The 17146-nt window shown below is 68.3% G+C and carries 18 protein-coding genes; 5 read left to right on the plus strand and 13 right to left on the minus strand.

Annotated features, from left to right (window positions below; all coding sequences use genetic code 11):
• Positions 1–7: 7 nt before the first annotated feature.
• From ACOZ4O_RS04110 to ACOZ4O_RS04150, 9 genes are all read right to left on the minus strand, one after another.
• On the minus strand, positions 8–970 hold the full coding sequence (locus ACOZ4O_RS04110) for an isocitrate/isopropylmalate dehydrogenase family protein (RefSeq protein WP_424524040.1): 963 nt from the start codon (positions 968–970) through the stop codon (positions 8–10).
• Positions 963–1574 (minus strand): 3-isopropylmalate dehydratase small subunit, encoded by a 612-nt coding sequence (gene leuD / locus ACOZ4O_RS04115; protein ID WP_424524041.1) that lies wholly within the window; start codon positions 1572–1574, stop codon positions 963–965. The genes ACOZ4O_RS04110 and leuD overlap by 8 nt, the downstream gene beginning before the upstream one ends.
• Entirely contained in the window at positions 1571–2986 is a 1416-nt protein-coding gene (leuC, locus tag ACOZ4O_RS04120) for a 3-isopropylmalate dehydratase large subunit (RefSeq protein WP_424524042.1), read from the minus strand. The genes leuD and leuC overlap by 4 nt, the downstream gene beginning before the upstream one ends.
• Positions 2979–3206, minus strand: a complete 228-nt coding sequence (locus ACOZ4O_RS04125) for a hypothetical protein (protein ID WP_424524043.1) — start codon at positions 3204–3206, stop codon at positions 2979–2981. Before ACOZ4O_RS04125 ends, leuC begins: the two co-directional genes overlap by 8 nt.
• A 2-nt stretch (positions 3207–3208) precedes the next feature.
• Positions 3209–4246 (minus strand): ketol-acid reductoisomerase, encoded by a 1038-nt coding sequence (gene ilvC / locus ACOZ4O_RS04130; RefSeq protein ID WP_424524044.1) that lies wholly within the window; start codon positions 4244–4246, stop codon positions 3209–3211.
• Complete coding sequence (ilvN, locus tag ACOZ4O_RS04135) at positions 4243–4854, minus strand: acetolactate synthase small subunit (RefSeq protein WP_424524045.1); 612 nt, start codon at positions 4852–4854, stop codon at positions 4243–4245. The genes ilvC and ilvN overlap by 4 nt, the downstream gene beginning before the upstream one ends.
• Positions 4851–6590 carry a biosynthetic-type acetolactate synthase large subunit gene (ilvB, locus tag ACOZ4O_RS04140; RefSeq protein WP_424524046.1) on the minus strand — a complete coding sequence of 580 codons (1740 nt, stop codon included), beginning with the start codon at positions 6588–6590 and terminating at the stop codon, positions 4851–4853. Before ilvB ends, ilvN begins: the two co-directional genes overlap by 4 nt.
• 222 nt (positions 6591–6812) lie before the next feature.
• Complete coding sequence (locus tag ACOZ4O_RS04145; RefSeq protein ID WP_424524047.1) at positions 6813–8063, minus strand: LeuA family protein; 1251 nt, start codon at positions 8061–8063, stop codon at positions 6813–6815.
• A 221-nt stretch (positions 8064–8284) separates the two neighbouring features.
• Positions 8285–8923 carry an alpha/beta hydrolase gene (locus tag ACOZ4O_RS04150; protein ID WP_424524048.1) on the minus strand — a complete coding sequence of 213 codons (639 nt, stop codon included), beginning with the start codon at positions 8921–8923 and terminating at the stop codon, positions 8285–8287.
• Positions 8924–9043: 120 nt separating this feature from the next.
• Here ACOZ4O_RS04150 and ACOZ4O_RS04155 point away from each other — a divergent pair, with 120 nt between their 5' ends.
• A complete protein-coding gene (locus ACOZ4O_RS04155; RefSeq protein WP_424524049.1) occupies positions 9044–9382 on the plus strand; it encodes a winged helix-turn-helix transcriptional regulator in 339 nt (112 codons plus the stop codon).
• Positions 9383–9429: 47 nt separating this feature from the next.
• Positions 9430–11727, plus strand: coding sequence for a GAF domain-containing protein (locus ACOZ4O_RS04160; protein WP_424524050.1), 2298 nt, complete (start codon positions 9430–9432; stop codon positions 11725–11727).
• Here the strand turns inward: ACOZ4O_RS04160 and ACOZ4O_RS04165 are convergent.
• The gene (locus ACOZ4O_RS04165; RefSeq protein ID WP_424524051.1) at positions 11696–12760 is read right to left on the minus strand and encodes a sensor histidine kinase; all 1065 of its coding nucleotides are present in this window, start codon (positions 12758–12760) and stop codon (positions 11696–11698) included. The two genes, ACOZ4O_RS04160 and ACOZ4O_RS04165, sit on opposite strands and share 32 nt — an antisense overlap.
• A gap of 94 nt (positions 12761–12854) precedes the next feature.
• Here ACOZ4O_RS04165 and ACOZ4O_RS04170 point away from each other — a divergent pair, with 94 nt between their 5' ends.
• A complete protein-coding gene (locus ACOZ4O_RS04170; protein WP_424524052.1) occupies positions 12855–13418 on the plus strand; it encodes a response regulator in 564 nt (187 codons plus the stop codon).
• A gap of 62 nt (positions 13419–13480) precedes the next feature.
• Here the strand turns inward: ACOZ4O_RS04170 and ACOZ4O_RS04175 are convergent, their stop codons facing one another.
• Both ACOZ4O_RS04175 and ACOZ4O_RS04180 read right to left on the minus strand, forming a co-directional pair.
• Entirely contained in the window at positions 13481–14239 is a 759-nt protein-coding gene (locus ACOZ4O_RS04175) for a DUF2797 domain-containing protein (protein WP_424524053.1), read from the minus strand.
• 35 nt (positions 14240–14274) lie between these two features.
• Complete coding sequence (locus tag ACOZ4O_RS04180) at positions 14275–14841, minus strand: peroxidase-related enzyme (protein WP_424524054.1); 567 nt, start codon at positions 14839–14841, stop codon at positions 14275–14277.
• Between the two features lie 82 nt (positions 14842–14923).
• Between ACOZ4O_RS04180 and ACOZ4O_RS04185 the strand changes: the two genes are divergently transcribed.
• Both ACOZ4O_RS04185 and ACOZ4O_RS04190 read left to right on the plus strand, forming a co-directional pair.
• Complete coding sequence (locus ACOZ4O_RS04185; RefSeq protein WP_424524055.1) at positions 14924–15298, plus strand: hypothetical protein; 375 nt, start codon at positions 14924–14926, stop codon at positions 15296–15298.
• Positions 15298–15984, plus strand: a complete 687-nt coding sequence (locus ACOZ4O_RS04190; protein WP_424524056.1) for an SOS response-associated peptidase — start codon at positions 15298–15300, stop codon at positions 15982–15984. Before ACOZ4O_RS04185 ends, ACOZ4O_RS04190 begins: the two co-directional genes overlap by 1 nt.
• Here the strand turns inward: ACOZ4O_RS04190 and ACOZ4O_RS04195 are convergent.
• Positions 15968–16984 carry a succinylglutamate desuccinylase/aspartoacylase family protein gene (locus tag ACOZ4O_RS04195; protein ID WP_424524057.1) on the minus strand — a complete coding sequence of 339 codons (1017 nt, stop codon included), beginning with the start codon at positions 16982–16984 and terminating at the stop codon, positions 15968–15970. The two genes, ACOZ4O_RS04190 and ACOZ4O_RS04195, sit on opposite strands and share 17 nt — an antisense overlap.
• Positions 16985–17146 lie beyond the last annotated feature (162 nt).

Consider the following 17146-nt stretch of genomic DNA (forward strand, 5'->3'; position numbering starts at 1 on the left):
ACTGCGCTCAGAGACGGCCGAGAATCGCGTCCGCGACCGCGTCCGTCCCGGCGTCCCCACCGAGGTCGGGCGTGCGCGGACCGTCCGCGAGCACCGACTCGACCGCACTCCGAACCGACTCCGCCTCAGCGTCGTAGTCGAGGAAGTCGAGGAGCATCGCCGCGGAGAGCACGGTCGCCGCGGGGTTCGCGATTCCCTCGCCGGCGATGTCGGGCGCGCTTCCGTGCACGGGCTCGAACAGCCCGCGCTCGCCGCCGATGTTCGCCGACGGCAGGAGGCCGAGGCCGCCGACGAGGCCAGCGGCGAGGTCGCTCAACACGTCGCCCGCGAGGTTCGGCGTGACGACGACCTCGAACTCGCTCGGGGAGAGACAGAGGTGGGTGGCGAGCGCGTCCATCAGCACCGACTCGGTGGGGACGCCGCGCTCGCGCGCGACGGCCTCGACGGTTTCGAGGAACAGTCCGTCAGTTTCGCGCATCACGTTCGCCTTGTGCGCGACGTGGAAGCCCTCAGGCGCGTAGTCGCAGGCGTACTCGGCGAGCCGACGGCTCGCGTCCTCGGTGACGACCCGCGTCAGGGTCGCACGACCGTTCTCGCGGGACTCAGCACCCGTGTAGACGCCCTCCGTGTTCTCCCGGAGGAACACCACGTCGAGGTCCGGGCAGAGCGCGTCCACGCCGGGATAGGCGCGCGCGGGTCGAACGTTCACGAACGACCCGACCGCTTCGCGGAGCGGGAGCACCACGTCCGCCGCGGTCTCGCCCGCCGCGCCGAACAGCGTCGCGTCCGCGGACGCCGCCAGCTCGCGCGTCTCGTCGGGGAGCGGCGTCCCCGTCTCCGCGGCGACGGCGTCCCCGGCGTCCGCGTGCGTGAACTCGAAGTCGCCGACGGCGTCCAGCACGTCCACCGCGACCGGCACCACTTCCGCGCCGATGCCGTCCCCGGGGACGACCGCGATTTCCTCAGACATCCGTGTAGGGGAGGCTTCGCGCGGTCTCTTCGACGGCGTCCGCGTTCGACTTCAGGAGCGCCGTCGTGTCCCAGACGCCCTCCACGAGCGCCGTGTGCTGGGCGTCGTCGACCTCGACGTCGACGGTGCGGTCGCCGAAGGACACCGTCTCGTTCTCGATGTCCACGTCGACCTCGGCGTCGGGGTTCTCGTCGATGAAGTCCTGGAGGTCGGTGACGGTGTCGTGGTCCGCGACCACGGTGGGGATGCCGAGCGCGAGGCAGTTCCCCGCGAAGATGTCCGCGAACGACTCGCCGACGATAGCGTCGATCCCCCACCGCATCAGGGCCTGCGGCGCGTGCTCTCGGCTCGACCCGCAGCCGAAGTTCGCGTTCACCGCGAGCACGGACGCGCTCTGGAAGCGGTCCTCGTTGAACGGATGCTCCAGCGGTTCGTCGTTGTCATCGAACCGTTGGTCGAAGAACGCGAACTGCCCGAGGCCGTCGAACGTCACGACCTTCAGGAAGCGCGCGGGGATTATCTGGTCGGTGTCGATGTCGTCCCCGCGGACCGGGATTCCAGTACCTGTAACGCGTTTCACGGTGTCGGCGGGACCCTGGCTCATGCGGTCGTCACCTCCGGTATCGCCCGCACGTCAGTGACTTCGCCGGTGACCGCCGCGGCCGCGACCATCTTCGGGTTCATGAGGAGCGTGCGGCCCTCCGTCGAGCCCTGTCGGCCGACGAAGTTCCGGTTCGAGGAGGACGCACAGACCTCGTCGCCCTCCAGTTGGTCGTCGTTCATCGCGAGACACATCGAACACCCGGGGTCGCGCCACTCGAACCCCGCGTCCCGGAACACCTCGTCTAGGCCCTCGGCTTCCGCCGCGGCCTGCACGCGCTGGCTACCGGGGACGACGAGCGCGCGCACGCCGTCCGCAACCTCGCGGCCGCGAACGACCGCGGCCGCCCGTCGCAAGTCCCGCAGTCGGGCGTTCGTGCACGACCCGAGGAACGCCACGTCGACGGGGTAGCCCTCCATCGTCTCGCCGGGACTGACGCCGACGTGTTCCTGAGCCTGCCGCGCCGTCTCCGGGCTGTGGCAGTCCTCGGGTTCCGGAATCGGCTGGGTGACGCCGACGCCCTGCGCGGGCGTCGTCCCCCACGTCACCATCGGTTCCAGTTCGTTCGCGTCGATGGTGACCACGTCGTCGTACTCGGCGTCGTCGTCCGACCGAACGGACTCCCAGTACGGCTTCAGTTCCGCGAACCGCTCGGGGTCGTCCGCGAACGCGTCCGTCTCGCGCAGCCAGTCGTACGTCTTCTCGTCCGGATTGACGTAGCCGGCGCGCGCGCCGCCCTCGATGCTCATGTTGCAGATGCTCATCCGGCCCTCCATCGACAGCGACTCGATTGCGCTTCCCGCGTACTCGTACACATAGCCAGCGCCGCCGTCCGTGCCGAGTCGCCGGATGACTTCGAGGATGACGTCCTTTGCGGAGACGCCGTCGCCGAGTTCGCCCTCCACGCGAACCTGTCGGACCTTCGCCTTCTCCATCGCGACCGTTCCGGTGGCGAGCACGTCCCGAATCTGGCTCGTCCCGATACCGAACGCGAGCGCGCCGAACGCGCCGTGGGTCGCCGTGTGACTGTCTCCGCAGACCACGGTCATCCCGGGCTGCGTGAGGCCCTGCTCGGGGCCGACGACGTGCACGATACCCTGGTCGCCCGTCCCAGGGTGACTGAACTCGATACCGGCGTCGCGGACGTTCTCCTCCAGCTTGGACAGCATCTCCTCCGCGGCGTCGTCCGCGTACGGCCGGTCGCGGTTCCCCGTCGGAACGATGTGGTCGACCGTCGCGTGCGTCTGCTCGGGGTACGCGACCTCCAGGTCGCGCTCCTCCAGCATCCCGAACGCCTGCGGGCTCGTCACCTCGTGCACGAGGTGCAGACCGACGAACAGCTGGTCCTGGCCGGTCGGGAGCGTCGTCACCGTGTGGCGGTCGTAGACCTTGTCGTAGAGCGTCCCGTTACTCATCCTCGAACTCGCCGCCGCGCTCGAACACGCGGTTCGGCTCCTCCCGCGTCGTATGGGTTACGTCCGCCATCGACACCGATTCCTCGCGCTCGCCATCCTCGGTAGCGCGGCGGCCGCCGTCGGCCGCGATGGTTTCGCCGCGCGCGTACAGGCGTCGTCGGCTGTGCGCGGTGTCGGTGTGCGTGTGCGATATCTCCTGCATGCTGGTTTCGTCGGTCATTGTTAGTCGTCCGCTGGGGCCTCGGGTGTCTCTCGGTCCTCTTCTTCGTTCCACGCGAACAGCTCGCGGAGGTCGGCGCCCACGGCCTCGATGTCGTGGGCTTCCTCGGCGGCGACGAGCTGGTCGTAGCTCGGGCGGCCCGCCTGGTTCTCCAGAATCCACTCGCGGGCGAACGTGCCGTCCTGCACCTGTCCGAGCACGTCCTCCATGTTCTCGCGCACGTCCTCGTCGATGATTTCGGGGCCGCGGGAGAGCCCGCCGTACTCCGCGGTGTCGGAGACGGAGTGCCACATCCCGCCGATGCCGTCCTCGTACATCAGGTCGACGATGAGCTTGAGTTCGTTCAAGCACTCGAAGTACGCCATCTCCGGACTGTAACCGGCGTCCACGAGCGTCTCGTAGCCCGTCTTCACGAGTTCGGTGACGCCGCCGCAGAGGACGGCCTGCTCGCCGAACAGGTCGGTCTCGGTCTCCTCTTGGAACGTCGTCTCGATGACGCCGGCGCGCGTACAGCCGATGGCCTGCGCGTACGCCAGACCGATGTCGTGGGCGTCCCCGGTCGCGTCCTGGTAGACCGCGAGCAAGCCGGGGGTTCCCTCGTCGTTCTCGTAGTTCCGGCGGACGAGGTGGCCGGGCGACTTCGGCGCGACCATCGTCACGTCCACGTCCTCACGGGGTTCGATCTGGCTGTAGTGGATGTTGAAGCCGTGCGCGAACTGGAGCACGTCGCCCTCGTCGAGGTCGGCCTCGATGTCCGCGTAGACCGCGGGCTGAACGGTGTCCGGCACCAGCACGCTCACCACGTCGGCCTGTGCCGCGGCGTCGCTCGGCGTGGCGACGCGCAGTCCGTCGGCTTCGGCGGCCTTCCGCGAGCTCGAATCCGGCGTGAGACCCACGACCACGTCGACGCCGGAGTCGGCGAGGTTCTGGGCGTGTGCGTGTCCCTGACTGCCGTAGCCGATGACGGCTACGGTCTTCTCCTGGATGTGCGATGCGTCGGCGTCTTCGTCGTAGTAGACGGGGTTCTCGAAATCAGTCATTTGAGTCTGTCTGGGGCGATGGAGGTCTTGGTCTCGCCGCGCGCGAGCGCGGTCTTACCGGTGCGAGCGATCTCGCGGATGCCGAACTGGCGGAGCGCGTCGAGGGCGTCGTCGATTTCGCGCTCGGAGCCCGTGAGTTCGACCGTGACGGTTCGCGGGCCGGCGTCGAGGGTCGTTCCGTCGTACATCTCCGTGATGGCGTGCACGCGCTCCGGTTCGTCCGCGTCCAGTTTCACGAGCACCAGTTCGCGGGAGACGGCGTCCGCGCCGAGTTCCCGCGTGTGGATGACGGGAACGACCTTGTCGAGTTGCTTCTCTATCTGTTCGATGTTCGGGTCGGGTTCCTCGACGACGACGGTGACGCGCGACCACTCGGGGTTCTGCGTCGTGCCGACAGTGAGGGATTCGATGTTGTACTGGCGGCGGCTGAAGAGGTCGGAGACCTCGGAGAGGACGCCGGGTTCGTTCTCGACGAGCGCCGTGATAGTGGTGCGGCGGGCCTGCGGTTCCGCTTCGACTTCGGGGTCGATACGGATACCCTGGCTGTTCCGGCGGCCCTCGGGCCGCGGGCGCTCGGCGGGCTCGGGTCCCTGCAGTCCGTCGGTCACAGGTGGTCACCCCGCAGCGCGAACAGGCCGTTGTCGCCGCCCGACGGAACCATCGGGTACACGTCCTCCTCGGGGTCGATATGCACGTCGACAACGGACGGGCCGTCGGCGTCGAGCGCCGCTTCGACGGTGTCCTCGACCTCGTCGTAGTCGTCGATTCGGAAACCGGTCGCGCCGAACGCCTCCGCGAGCACGTCGAACTGGGGGATCCAGTCGTACTCGGAGGCCATGCGGCGGCCGTCGAAGAATCCGTCCTGCCACTGGCGAACCATCCCGATGAACTCGTTGTTCAAGACGAACACCGTGATGTCGAGGTTCTCGCGCGCCGCGACGGTGAGCCCCTGACACGTCATCAGGAAGGAGCCGTCGCCGTCGAAACAGACGACGGACTGGTCGTCCTCGGCGGCGTACCGCGCGCCGATGGCGGCGGGGACGCCGTACCCCATCGTGCCGAGGCCGTGGGAGGACACCCACGTCCGGGGTTCGGTGAACGTCCAGTACTGCGCCGCCCACATCTGGTGCTGGCCGACGCCCGTCGTCACCAGCGTGTCGTCGTCCGTCGCTGCGTCGACCGCTTCGACGACGAACTGGGGCTTCACGGGGCCGTCCTCGTCGATGCTGTAGTCGAGCGGGTAGTCGTTCTTCCACGTCCAGCACGTCGCCACCCACTCCTCGGTGTCCGGCGCGCGCGGGAGCGCGTCAGCGAACTGTCGGACGACCGCCGACGCGTCGCCGACGAGGCCGTGGTCGGCCTGGATGTTCTTGGATATCTCCGCCGGGTCGATGTCCACGTGGATTATCTCGGCGTCCGGGGCGAACGTCTCCACGCCGCCCGTGAGGCGGTCGTCGAACCGCGTGCCGACCGCGAAGATGCAGTCCGCCATGGTGAGCGCGAGGTTCGCGTACCCTGTGCCGTGCATTCCCGCCCACGACAGCGAGAGGTCGTGGTCCTCGGGGAACGCGCCGATACCGGGCATCGTCGTCACCACGGGCACGTCGTTCTCGATGGCGAGGTCACGAATCCGGTCGCTCGCCTCCGCCTTGATGACGCCGCCGCCCGCGAGAATCACGGGACGTTCGGCGTCCGCGAACGTCTTCGCCGCGGCGTCCACGTCCGCGGGGTCCGCCTCGGTCGCCGGCCGGTACGTCTCCGGCAGGCGCGCGGGCCCGGGTTCGCGGTCGGTGTCCGCGTTCGTCACGTCCTTCGGCAGGTCGACGAGCGTCGGTCCCTGCCGGCCGCGTTCGGCCATCGCGAACGCTTCGCCGACCGTGTCCCCGACGTCGTCGGGGTCGGTCGCGAAGTAGTTCTCCTTCGTGATGGGGCGCGTGACGCCCGTCGTGTCCGTCTCCTGGAAGGCGTCGCTCCCCACGAACTCGGTCGGAACCTGACCCGTGAGCGCGACGACGGGGTCGGAGTCCATGTCGGCGTCCGCGAGCCCGGTCACGAGGTTCGTCGCGCCCGGCCCGGAGGTCGCCATACAGATTCCCGGGTTCCCGGTGACGTGACCGTACGCGTCCGCCGCGTGCGCCGCGCCCTGTTCGTGCGACATCGTCACGTGCGAAATCGCGGAGTCGTAGAGCGCGTCGTACACGGGCATGATAGCGCCGCCCTGCACGCCGAACACGGTGTCGACGCTCGCGTTCTCCAACGCGCGCACGACGGACTCCGCGCCGGACGTGACTGGCTGTGCGCTCTCCGGTTCCGCGTCTCGTTCGATCGTTCGTTCGCTACTCATCGGTCGGGGTGGGTGTGTCGTACATCGGTCGCTGACTGGTCGGGATTCGCGGGCGATACGTCGTGGATGAAAAACGAGCTAGTGGGCCATCGCGGCCCGTACGCGAATCGACGCGACGGCCGCGACGCTCCCGAACGGCGAACCGCGGGGAGCGCGCGACCGTGTCATACGATACACCCTGACGCATTCGGCCGGTATAACCGTTGCGTTCACGCAGTCGGCTCATGCGTCGACCTCCGTGGGCTCGCGCTCCGCCGGAATCCCCACCTCGTCCGCGAACCGTTCGAGGTCGGACGCGGTGACGCGACCGTGTTCGGCCGCGTACTCCTTCAGTCGCTTCGTCACGGCGACGACTTGGTCGTCGCTCGGCGCGTACCCGGACTCGTGGAGGCGTTCGCGAACGGAGTGCGTGCCCGTGTGTTTGCCGAGCACGAGTTGGCGCTCGCCGCCCACGTCGCTCGGGTCCATCACGCCGGTCTCGAACGTCGCGGGGTTCTCGATGACGCCCGCGGCGTGGATGCCGGACTCGTGGCTGAACGCGTTCGCGCCCACCACGGGCTTGTTCGCGGGAATCGGGATGTCGCTCTTCTCCGCGACCACGTCCGCGAGCTCGCGGATGTACGTCGTGTCGATTCCCGTGTCGACGCCGTACGCGCCTTCGAGGGCCATCACGACCTCCTCGTAGGCGGCGTTCCCGGCGCGTTCGCCGATGCCGTTCACGGACACCTGCGCCTGCGTCGCGCCCGCTTCGAACCCGGAGAGCGCGTTCGCGGTCGCCATCCCGAAGTCGTCGTGCGTGTGCACGTCGACGCCGGCGTCCGTGTGTTCGACGACCGTAGCGACGACGTCCGCGAACCGCCGCGGCGTCGCCACCCCGCACGTGTCGGGGACGTTGATCCAATCCACGCCGGCGGCGTCGACTGCTTCGACGACCTCGACGAGGTAGTCCCGGTCGGTGCGGGTGGCGTCCATCGGCGAGAACATCACGTCCGCACCGGCGTCGCGGACGCGTTCGACCGCCTCGACTGAGCGTTCGAGGACTTCCTCGCGTGTCGAGTGCATGGAGTCCTCGATTTGGACGTCGCTGGTGGACGCGAACACGTGCACCAGTCCGACGCCGGCGTTGAGCGCGGCCTCCACGTCGGAGTCCACGACCCGCGCCAGCCCGCAGACGGTGGCGTCGGTGTTCGCCGCGATGTCCCGCACGGCCTCGAACTCCGCGTCGGAGTTCGCCGGGAACCCCGCCTCGATGACGTGGGTTCCCATCGCGTCCAGCAGCGCCGCTATCTCGCGCTTGTCGTCGTAGTCGAACGAAGTCCGCGGTGACTGTTCGCCGTCTCGCAGCGTCGTATCGAAGATGCGTGCGTCCGAGATCTCGGACTGGTCACTCAATGTGCCCTGGAAGAACTCGACCCCCCTGACGGGTGTCAGAGGACGCACCAGTGTCGTTGGACATGGTAATACACGCCACACGCGGACCGATACATAAGGCTGTCCCTCAAACAGATTCTTGCCCGCGCCAACTGCCGGCGAGAATCAGAAACCGCAAGAAGGCGTGGATGCGGTAGACATTAAATGTGTATTAAGGATACGGTAGTCGTTCAGGAGGACGGAGGTCGCCCGTGAGAAAATTACTTATTTGGAAGTTTGGAATTTTCTAATCTGGTGTTCGCGCGCGGTCCAGTTCTTGACGATTACAGGGATTCGACGAGCGACCGAACCGCGTCCAGTTCGTCGGGAATGACCGTGTGCCCCATCCCCTCGTAGAGGCGCATGTCGACCTCGGCGTCCATCGCCGTGAGGATGCGGTCGGTTTCCCGAACTCGCTCCGCGTCGATGTGAGGATCGCGGTCGCTACACCCGAGGAAGGCCGGCGTCCCGTCGAGGCTCCCGGGATAGTCGTCCTCGCTCACGGTGTCCCCGATGAGGCCGCCGGAGAGCACGGCGAGGCCGCCGTACCGCGTCGGGTTCCGCGCGACGTACTCGGAGGAGAGACACGCGCCCTGACTGAACCCACCGATGAGGACGCGTTCGCGGTCGATACCGGCGTCCGCGACGCGCTCTATGACGCTGTCGAGTTTCGCGAGCGCGGAGGAGAGCCACGGCTCGTTTCGCTCCTCAGGCGCCGTGAACGCCTGCGGGTACCACGTGTTGCGCGCGGCCTGCGGCGCGAGGTACGCGATGCCGTCCGTGGGGAGTTCGTTTGCGAACGAGAGGACGCTCTGCGCGGTCGCGCCGCGGCCGTGCGACAGCACGACTGCCGCGTCAGCGTCGCTCAGGTCGGTGCCCGCCGTGACGACCTGCTGGTCGCCGTGTGGGTCGCTGGTGCTCATCGGTCGGTTCGAGGGTCGTGGGGGAGTTCGCTCTGTCGGCTCATAGTTTCGTCGTGATACCTGATTCGTTGGCGAACCTATTTATGCGCTTCCGGACGTAGAGGTTACCACATAACAGTCATGTCATCCGAACAGACGCAGGTGGCGGCCGAGGGACCGTGTTCCGTCGTGGACTCGATCGAACAGATAGGGAGTCAGTGGCGGCTCGTCGTCCTCCACGACCTCCTCGACGGCGAGAAGCGGTTCAACGAGCTCAAGCGGTCGACGGACGCGAGTTCGCGCACGCTCTCCCGCGTGCTCGACGACCTCCAGGAACACGGGTTCGTGGACCGACGCCTGGAGGAGGACGCGCCGGTCGCGACGTACTACTCGCTCACGGAGAAGGGCGCATCGCTCTGTCCCGTCTTCGACGAAATCTCGGCCTGGGCCGACGAGTGGCTGGACGGTCCGCGAGACTGAGAGCCCGAACGCTTATACCGCGAAACGGCATGTTGGATTCGTAACGCATGGCGCTCCCACGCGTGGTCGCGTTCGCGCCGCCGGACCGCCGGAACGCGCTCGCAGACGCACTCACGTCCTACGATGCGACCGTCGTGAGCGACGCGGACGCCGCGCGGGACGCCCTCGGGGCGGACGTGCGCGCGGTCGTCTGTCACGCGGACGCCGACGACTGGGAGCGCGTCGTCGCGGCCGCACACCCCATCGAATCGTTCGTTCTCACGGACGGAACCCCATCGCCCGGCGAAGTGACGGACGCGAACGCGACGCCCGTGTACGCCGGCGACGGCTGGAACTGGGCGGACGCGCTCGACGCCGCCCTTCCGGACGCGGACGACGCGAACGCCGACTACGTCCAGTTCATCGAGGAAGCCCCCGTTTCTATCGTCGTCACGGACACGGACGGCGTCGTTCAGCGCGCGAACGCCGCGACCGCGCGCCTGTTCGGGTACGACGACCCCGCCGAGATAGAGGGGAACTCCGCGACGACGCCCGTCCATCCGTCCGACCGCGACCGGGCGCGCGACCGACTCCAGCGCGTGCTCGACGACCGCGTGTCCGCGCCGACGACCGCGCTCACGTTCCAAGACTTCGACGACAACCCCGTCCGGGTGCTCGTCGCGAGCGCGCCCGCGACGCTCGACGGGGAGCCGGCGGCGCGAACCATTCTCCTGCCCGACGAGTCCTACGAGACCCGGCGCGAACTCGCCGAGAGCCGGGAGAAGATCGCCGCCATCCACGAGGTCGCGGTGGAACTGGAGGACGCGACGACCGTCGCGGACGTCTGCGAGCGCGCCGTGCAGGCGGCCGCGGACATCCTCGACTTCGACCTCTCGGTCATCGACAGCGTCCGTGACGGCCGCTTCGTGGTCGAGTACGCCTCGGAGGAGCTCCCCGAGGACAATCTGACGCACATGCCGTCTGACGCGGGGTTGCTCGGGACGGCGTATCAGGCGGGCGAAACCATCGTCACGAACAACGTCTCGGAGAGCGACGACGCCGACCCGCAGGGCCCCTACGAGTCCGCGCTCTCCGTGCCGATGGGCGACTGGGGCGCGTTCCAGGTGGTCGCCGCCGAACCGGGCGCGTTCGACGAATCGGACGCCGAACTCGCGGAAATCCTCGTCTCTCACGCGCACGTCGCGGTGGAGCGCATCGAACGCCAGCAGGAACTCCGGGAGCGCGAGCGCGCGTTCTCCGCGCTCCACGACGCGACCCGGGAGATGGCGAAAGCGAGCACGGAACGCGAAGTACTCGAACGCTCGGTCGAGGCGGCCGTGGAGACGCTCGACATGCCGTTCGCGGGCGTCCTCCGCCACGACCCCGACGACCGATGTCTCCGCCCCGCCGTCGTCACTGACCGCGGGCAGGGCATTGTCGGCAACCACCCGCCGCTCAAGGAGGGCGAGAGCCTCGCGTACGACGCGTTCACGTCCGGCGAACCCGGCGTCTACAACAACCTCGATACGGCCGACGGCCGCGCGAACCCCGACACGCCGCTCGGGAGCGAACTCATCCTCCCGCTCGGCGATTTCGGCGTGCTCATCTTCTCGAGTCCGGACCCGAACTCGTTCGACGATGTGGACGTGACCGCAGGCCGCGTACTCGCCGAGAACACCACGACCGTCCTCGACCGGGTCGCAAACGAGCAGGAGGTCGCGGCCGAACGCGAGCGCCTCGACGAGTTCGCGAGCATCGTCGCACACGACCTCCGCAACCCCCTGAACACCGCGAGCGGCTTCCTCGAACTCGCCCGTGAGACCGGCGAGGACGACCCGCTCGAACGCGTCGCGGAGTCCCTCGAACGCATGGACTCCCTCATCGAGGACGTGCTCACGCTCGCCCGGCAGGGCACGCTCGCGGGCGACCAGACCAACGTCGTGCTCGCGGACGCCGCGCGGGACGCGTGGACGGTTCAGCCCGAGAAGTCCGGGACACTCGTCACGCCTGACGAGTCGTTCGCCGTGTCCGCGGACCGCGAGCGCCTCGTGGAACTGCTCGGGAACCTCTTCGAGAACGCGCGAGCGCACGCCGGCGAGGACGTGACCGTCACGGTCGGCGCGCTCCCGGACGGGTCGGGGTTCTTCGTGGCGGACGACGGCCCCGGCGTTCCGGCGTCGAAGCGCGGCCGCGTGTTCGACCACGGCTACTCGACGAGCGACACCGGGACGGGGTTCGGGCTGAGCATCGTCGAGAGCATCGCCGAGGCGCACGGCTGGCGGGTCGACCTGACCGAGAGCGAGTCGGACGGCGCGCGTTTCGAGTTCCGCGGCGTCACGTCGGCGGCGCCGCCCGAGGGAGAGTGACCACGACCTCGGTCCGGCCGGCGGTCTCCGCGATGTCGACGTGTCCCCCGCAGTCCGAAACGATGACGCCGACCGCGTAGAGGCCGAGCGCGCTATCCCCGGCGTCCCCGGGTTCGAACGCGGTTTTGCGGACGTGCTCCGGGAACCCGGAGCCGTTGTCCACGACGCGTACCTCGACCGTGTCGTCGCGTTGGGTGGCGGTGATGCGGACGAACGGTTCGTCGGCGTCGTTGTGTTCTATCGCGTTCTCGACGAGGTGGTCGAAGACCACGCGGAGCGCCCCGTTCGACGCGACGTACGTGTTCGCTGGAATCTCGACCTCGATTGTCGTATCGGGGGTGGCGTTCCGGTACGCGCCGGCGATGTCGCGGACGAGCGGGCCGACGTCGACGCTCCGCGTTTCCGTGTTCTCGGAGAGCGCGTTCGCGATGGTCTGCACCGTCTCGACGAGGGACGCGACGTGGTCGCTTCGCTCGCGGATGGCGCGCACGTGCGCGGCGGCCTCGTCGTCCACGTCGTCCTCCACGAGTCCCGCTCGACCGCGGATGATGGTGACCGCGTTCAGGAGGTGGTGGCGGAGCAGTCGGTTCAGGAAGACGAAGTCGTCGCGTCGCTCGTTCGCGATTCGAGCGTTCTCGGCTGCGTTGGCGGCGTGCGTGCCGATGAGCACGCCGAGGAGACATCCGACGTTCATCGCGGTGAGCACGGACACAGCGAACGACACGGCGGAGTGCGAAGGCTCTCCGACGTGCGTGTTCGTGACCGCGGCGGTGCCCGCAACGGAGACGCCGACGAGGACCCCCCACTCCAGTCCGGAACCGGCGGCCGCGGCGTCAACGCGACGGGAGAGAACGAGGAGCGCGAGCGCGGGAACGACCAGCACCGCGATTTTCACGCCGACGATAACGCTCTCGACCGGCGTCTCCGCTGTCGACAGGGTCGCGTCGACGACGAGCCAAGCCGTTGCGACCGCGGCAGCGAAGAGAAGCGTCGCAAGGAGCAAGAGCCCGCCACGGCCGGTCGTAGGACGCACGGCGGGACGTTCCACGCCGTGAGTGATAACGCTTTCCCGGACAACACGGGTTACGTCAACACAGTTAACCGTGCGCCCGCGAAACGCTACCCGTATGACCGATGAGGGCTCGCCCGTCGTGCTCGTCGTGGACGACGAGCCGGACATGACGCGGCTCTACGAGGCATGGCTCTCCGGCGAGTACGGCGTTCGGGTGGCGAACGACGGCCACGAAGCCCTCGAACGCATCGACGAACGCGTCGACCTCGTGTTCCTCGACCGCCGAATGCCCGACCTACTCGGCCGGGAAGTCCTCGAACGCATCCGCGAGGCGGGCTACGACTGCCGGGTCGCGATGCTCACCGCCGTCGCGCCCGACGTGGACATCATCCGCATGGGGTTCGACGCCTACCTCACGAAACCCGTCGACCGCGACGACGTGCTCGACGCCGCCGAGCGCTTGCTCTCACTCGACCAGTACGACGACGCCCTCGAAGAACTGTACGTGCTCGTGGAGAAACGCAGCAGCCTCGAACGCGCCGTCCCCGGCGACGACCTCTCCGAGAACCCCGCGTACAACGAACTCGAAGACCGCATCGAAGAACTCGAAGACCAGCTCGACGACACGATGCAGGCGTTCGACGAGAACAGTTTCCGCGCGATGTTCCGCGAGATGTGACCGCCACCCGAGAATAACCGCGGACGCTCCTTTTCGGTGAACGCGAGTCGTCGAGTCGCGCGCTATCGGTAGCTCGTGAGGCTGGCCTGACGGGCCGCGCTCTCCAGTTCGGGGTCGAGTTCGTGACCGACGAGGTCGCGGAGGTCGACGCCGTACGTCGTGCCGTCGCGTTCGAGCACGAGCACGCGGCCCTGCGTCCCGACGACGGTGCCGCGCGCGGCGGTGGTTGCGACGGGTCGGGTCGCGAGGTCGAACCCGTAGTCGAACGCGAACTCCTCGATAGGGTCGAAGTCGGCGAGCAGCGCGTCCCACGCGTCCGCGTCCACGGTCTCGTGGAGGCCGTCGAGTTTCGCCGGGACACGCACTCGGTCCGGAATCTCCGTCGCGATGTCCGACTCGATTTCGCGCGCGAGCCGTCCGTTCGCCACGGTCCGGAGGTGTGCCGCGCGCTGTGCGCCCTGCTCCCGGAGCCGGGTGTCGAGTCGCCACTCCCGGGTGACGCCGACCTTGAACGTCGCGGGCGCGAACGCCGCGAGGTATATCGCGTGGTCTTCGTAGCAGTCCATCTCCTCCTTCAGGCAGTCGCCCGTGCAGCGCGCGCACACCCACGTCGAACTGTGCACCGGACAGTACGGCGCGCTCCCGTCGCTGCAGGCGTGATGGGTGTCGCCGTCCACCGCGCCCGCGCAGTGTCGCTCCCCGAGTCCGTAGTCCAGTCGCTCCCCGGGCGCGAGCGACACCCGCGACACTGCGCCGTCCTCGGCGACCACCAGCGCCGGCCCGTCCTCCCGAACGGCCGCCCGATACCCCACGACTTGCACGCGTAGGGAGAGGGACGCGAGGAGTAAAGCGTCTGCTATCGCCCGAGGTCGTAGAACTCGTCGTTCGGCCGCATGTCGGCGACGGTGGCCATTCGGTTGCTGAGGTTGAACACGGAGACGACGCTCGTGATGTCCCAGACTTCCTCCTGACTGAATCCGGCGTCGCGGAGCGCCTGCACGTCCTCGTCCGTGATTTCGCCCGGGGATTCGGTGAGTTTCACGGCGAAGTCGAGCATCTCGCGGTGGGCGTCCCCGAGGTCGGCGAGGCGGTGGTTGGTGGCGAGTTGGTCCGCGAGTTTCGGGGCTTTGTTGTAGATGCGGCAGAGCGCGCCGTGCGCGACGACGCAGTAGAGGCAGTCGTTCACGCCGCTCACCGTGACGACGAGCATCTCGATTTCGCCGCGTTCGAGCGTGGAGTCCTCGACGAGCGCGTCGTGGTAGTCGAAGAACGGGCGGAAGTGCGCGGGCTTGTACGCGAACGCGGGGAAGACGTTCGGCGTGAACCCGGCTTCCTCGGTTTCGGCGTCGATTCGCTCGCGAACGTCGTCGGGGAGGTCGGCCCGGTCGGGCACCGGGAACCGACGCATGGCATCGTCACCCATACCGGAGTGGTGTCGGCGAGACACAAGTAGGTTCGTGCGAACGAACAGGACGCCTAAGTGGTATGTCGTCCTACAAGGGGCTATGACGGAGTTGGAGGCGCGCGCCGGGGAGTTACGAGAGCAGGTGGGAGAGACGCTTCGCGGAGTCGTCATCGCCGACCTTCGGGAGCGAGACTTCGACGTGATCTACATGCGGGAGGACATCTGGGAGCTCTATTCGGACGAAACCCAGCAGGAAATCTTCGAGGACGCGGTGTTCGAGGCGATGGGAATGGACCACAAGGAAGACCTATTCGAGCCGCTGGGCGGACTGGAGGCGACGGTGCGGGTGTTCGAGGGCGGTATCAACGTCCTGGCGTGGACCGACGACTACGGCGTGTTCGTCGGCCTCGGACCGGACGAGGACGCGATTCCGTCGGCGGTCCGGGCGGCGACGGAGATGCAGGGCATGGTCTGATGTGTGGGCGGTACGCGGTCTTCTTCGACCCCGAGCAGTTCGAGCGCGAGTTCGGCGTCGAGCCGCCGGACGGCTACGAGACGTACAACGCCGCGCCGAGCCAGTCTCTCCCGGTGGTTCGAACCGCAGATAGCGGGGGCGCGCGTGAGGCGGCGACGCCCGACTGGGGGTTCGTGCCGTCGTGGGCGGACGACGACTACACGCCGAACATCAACGCTCGCGCGGAGACCGTGCGGGACACGGCGAGTTTCGACGACGCCTACCGCGAACGACGGTGTCTCGTTCCCGCGAGCGGGTTCTACGAGTGGCGCGAGGAAGGCGGCGAGAACCGACCGTACTACTTCGAGCGCGAGAGCGGCGAGCCGTTCGCGATGGCGGGCATCTGGACCGAGCGCGTGCCGGAGACGACGCAGCCCGGCCTCGACGCGTTCGGTGAGGGCGGCCCGAGCGACCCCGAGCCGGTGGAGACGTTCGCCGTGCTGACCCGGGAGGCGACGGGGACGGTCGCCGAGTACCACCACCGCGAGTCCGTGGTGGTCGCGCCCGACGACTACGATACGTGGCTGGCCGGCGACGACCCGTTGGACGACGTGCTCGCGGACTCCGCGTCCTTCCGCGCGCACCGGGTGTCGACCGCGGTGAACGACCCGGGGAACGACGCGCCCGAACTCACGCGTCCGGTGTGACCGGGGGGCTGGTGGCGCGAACCGCGTCCGCCGTCTCCTCGTCCAGGCTCACGAAGTGACAGACCGGATGTCCGGGCTGCGCGACCGGGTTCCGGAGCAGGCCGACCACCAGCCCGCGGTAGGGTGCGACCACGTCCGAGGACTCCGTGCCGAAGTGGTTGTGGACGGTGCAGACCGCGTCTCCGGCGTCGAGGACGCTGCGGCGGGTCGCGTGCATCTCGACGAGGCCGCCCTGGTCCGCGCGCAGCCACGTCTTCTCCGCCTTCGTGTCCACGACCCGCCGCCAGTCGGGCGTGACGCGCTCGCCCGCGACCATCCCGAGTTCGGTGAGCACGCTCTCCGTCCCGGCGAACGCGCGCTCCACGTACGACTGCTGGAAGCGGTGGGCTTCCCCCATCTCGACCGTGATGGTCGGGACGCCGCGCGCCGTGCAGGCGGTGCGGATGGAGTTGTCCTCCTCGCCGATACCGGCCATGACGACGTTCGCGCCGAACGCGTCCGCGAGCCGTGCGGCACCGTCGTCCGCGAGCTGGGCGCGCGTGTGGAACATCGTCGTCCGGCCGCGCGTCGAGGTGTGGAAGTCGATGCCGTAGTCGCAGCGGGAGAACAGGCCCGTGAAGAGTTCGTTCGCGATGCGCTGGGCGGGCGTGCTGCGTTCCTTCCCCGGGAACGCGCGGTTGAGGTCTTGGTCGTAGAGCGGGAGGTAGCGCTGCTGGGCGAGGTACCCGGGAACGTTCACGACGTGCGCGCAGACGAGCGTGCCGGCGATGTCGGTCGGGTCGTAGCGCTGGACGACGTCGTGAACGACCTTCACGCCGTTCAGTTCGTCGCCGTGCACGGCCGCGGAGAGGAACACCGTGGGGCCGTCGCGCTCGCCGTTGATGACGGTGAGCGGGACGCGGATGGATTCACCGAGGAACGTCTCGCTGATGGCGTATCGAGTGTGGAGTGTTTCGCCGGGGGCGACCGTGCCGCCACCGTACTCGAACGTGTCGCTCATACGAAGAGGGAGCGCGCGTGACAACATAACCGCGACGGGTCGCGTGAACGCCGGCCGGCCGCTGCTCGGGCGGCCGGGGCGCTCTCAGAGGCACAGCCGGTGTATACACACCAGCACCAGTACGAGGGACGGCGTGCGGCATTAAGCCATGCGTTGCGCGTT

It is taken from the genome of Salarchaeum japonicum, assembly GCF_049705945.1.
GTDB lineage: Archaea > Halobacteriota > Halobacteria > Halobacteriales > Halobacteriaceae > Salarchaeum > Salarchaeum japonicum_A.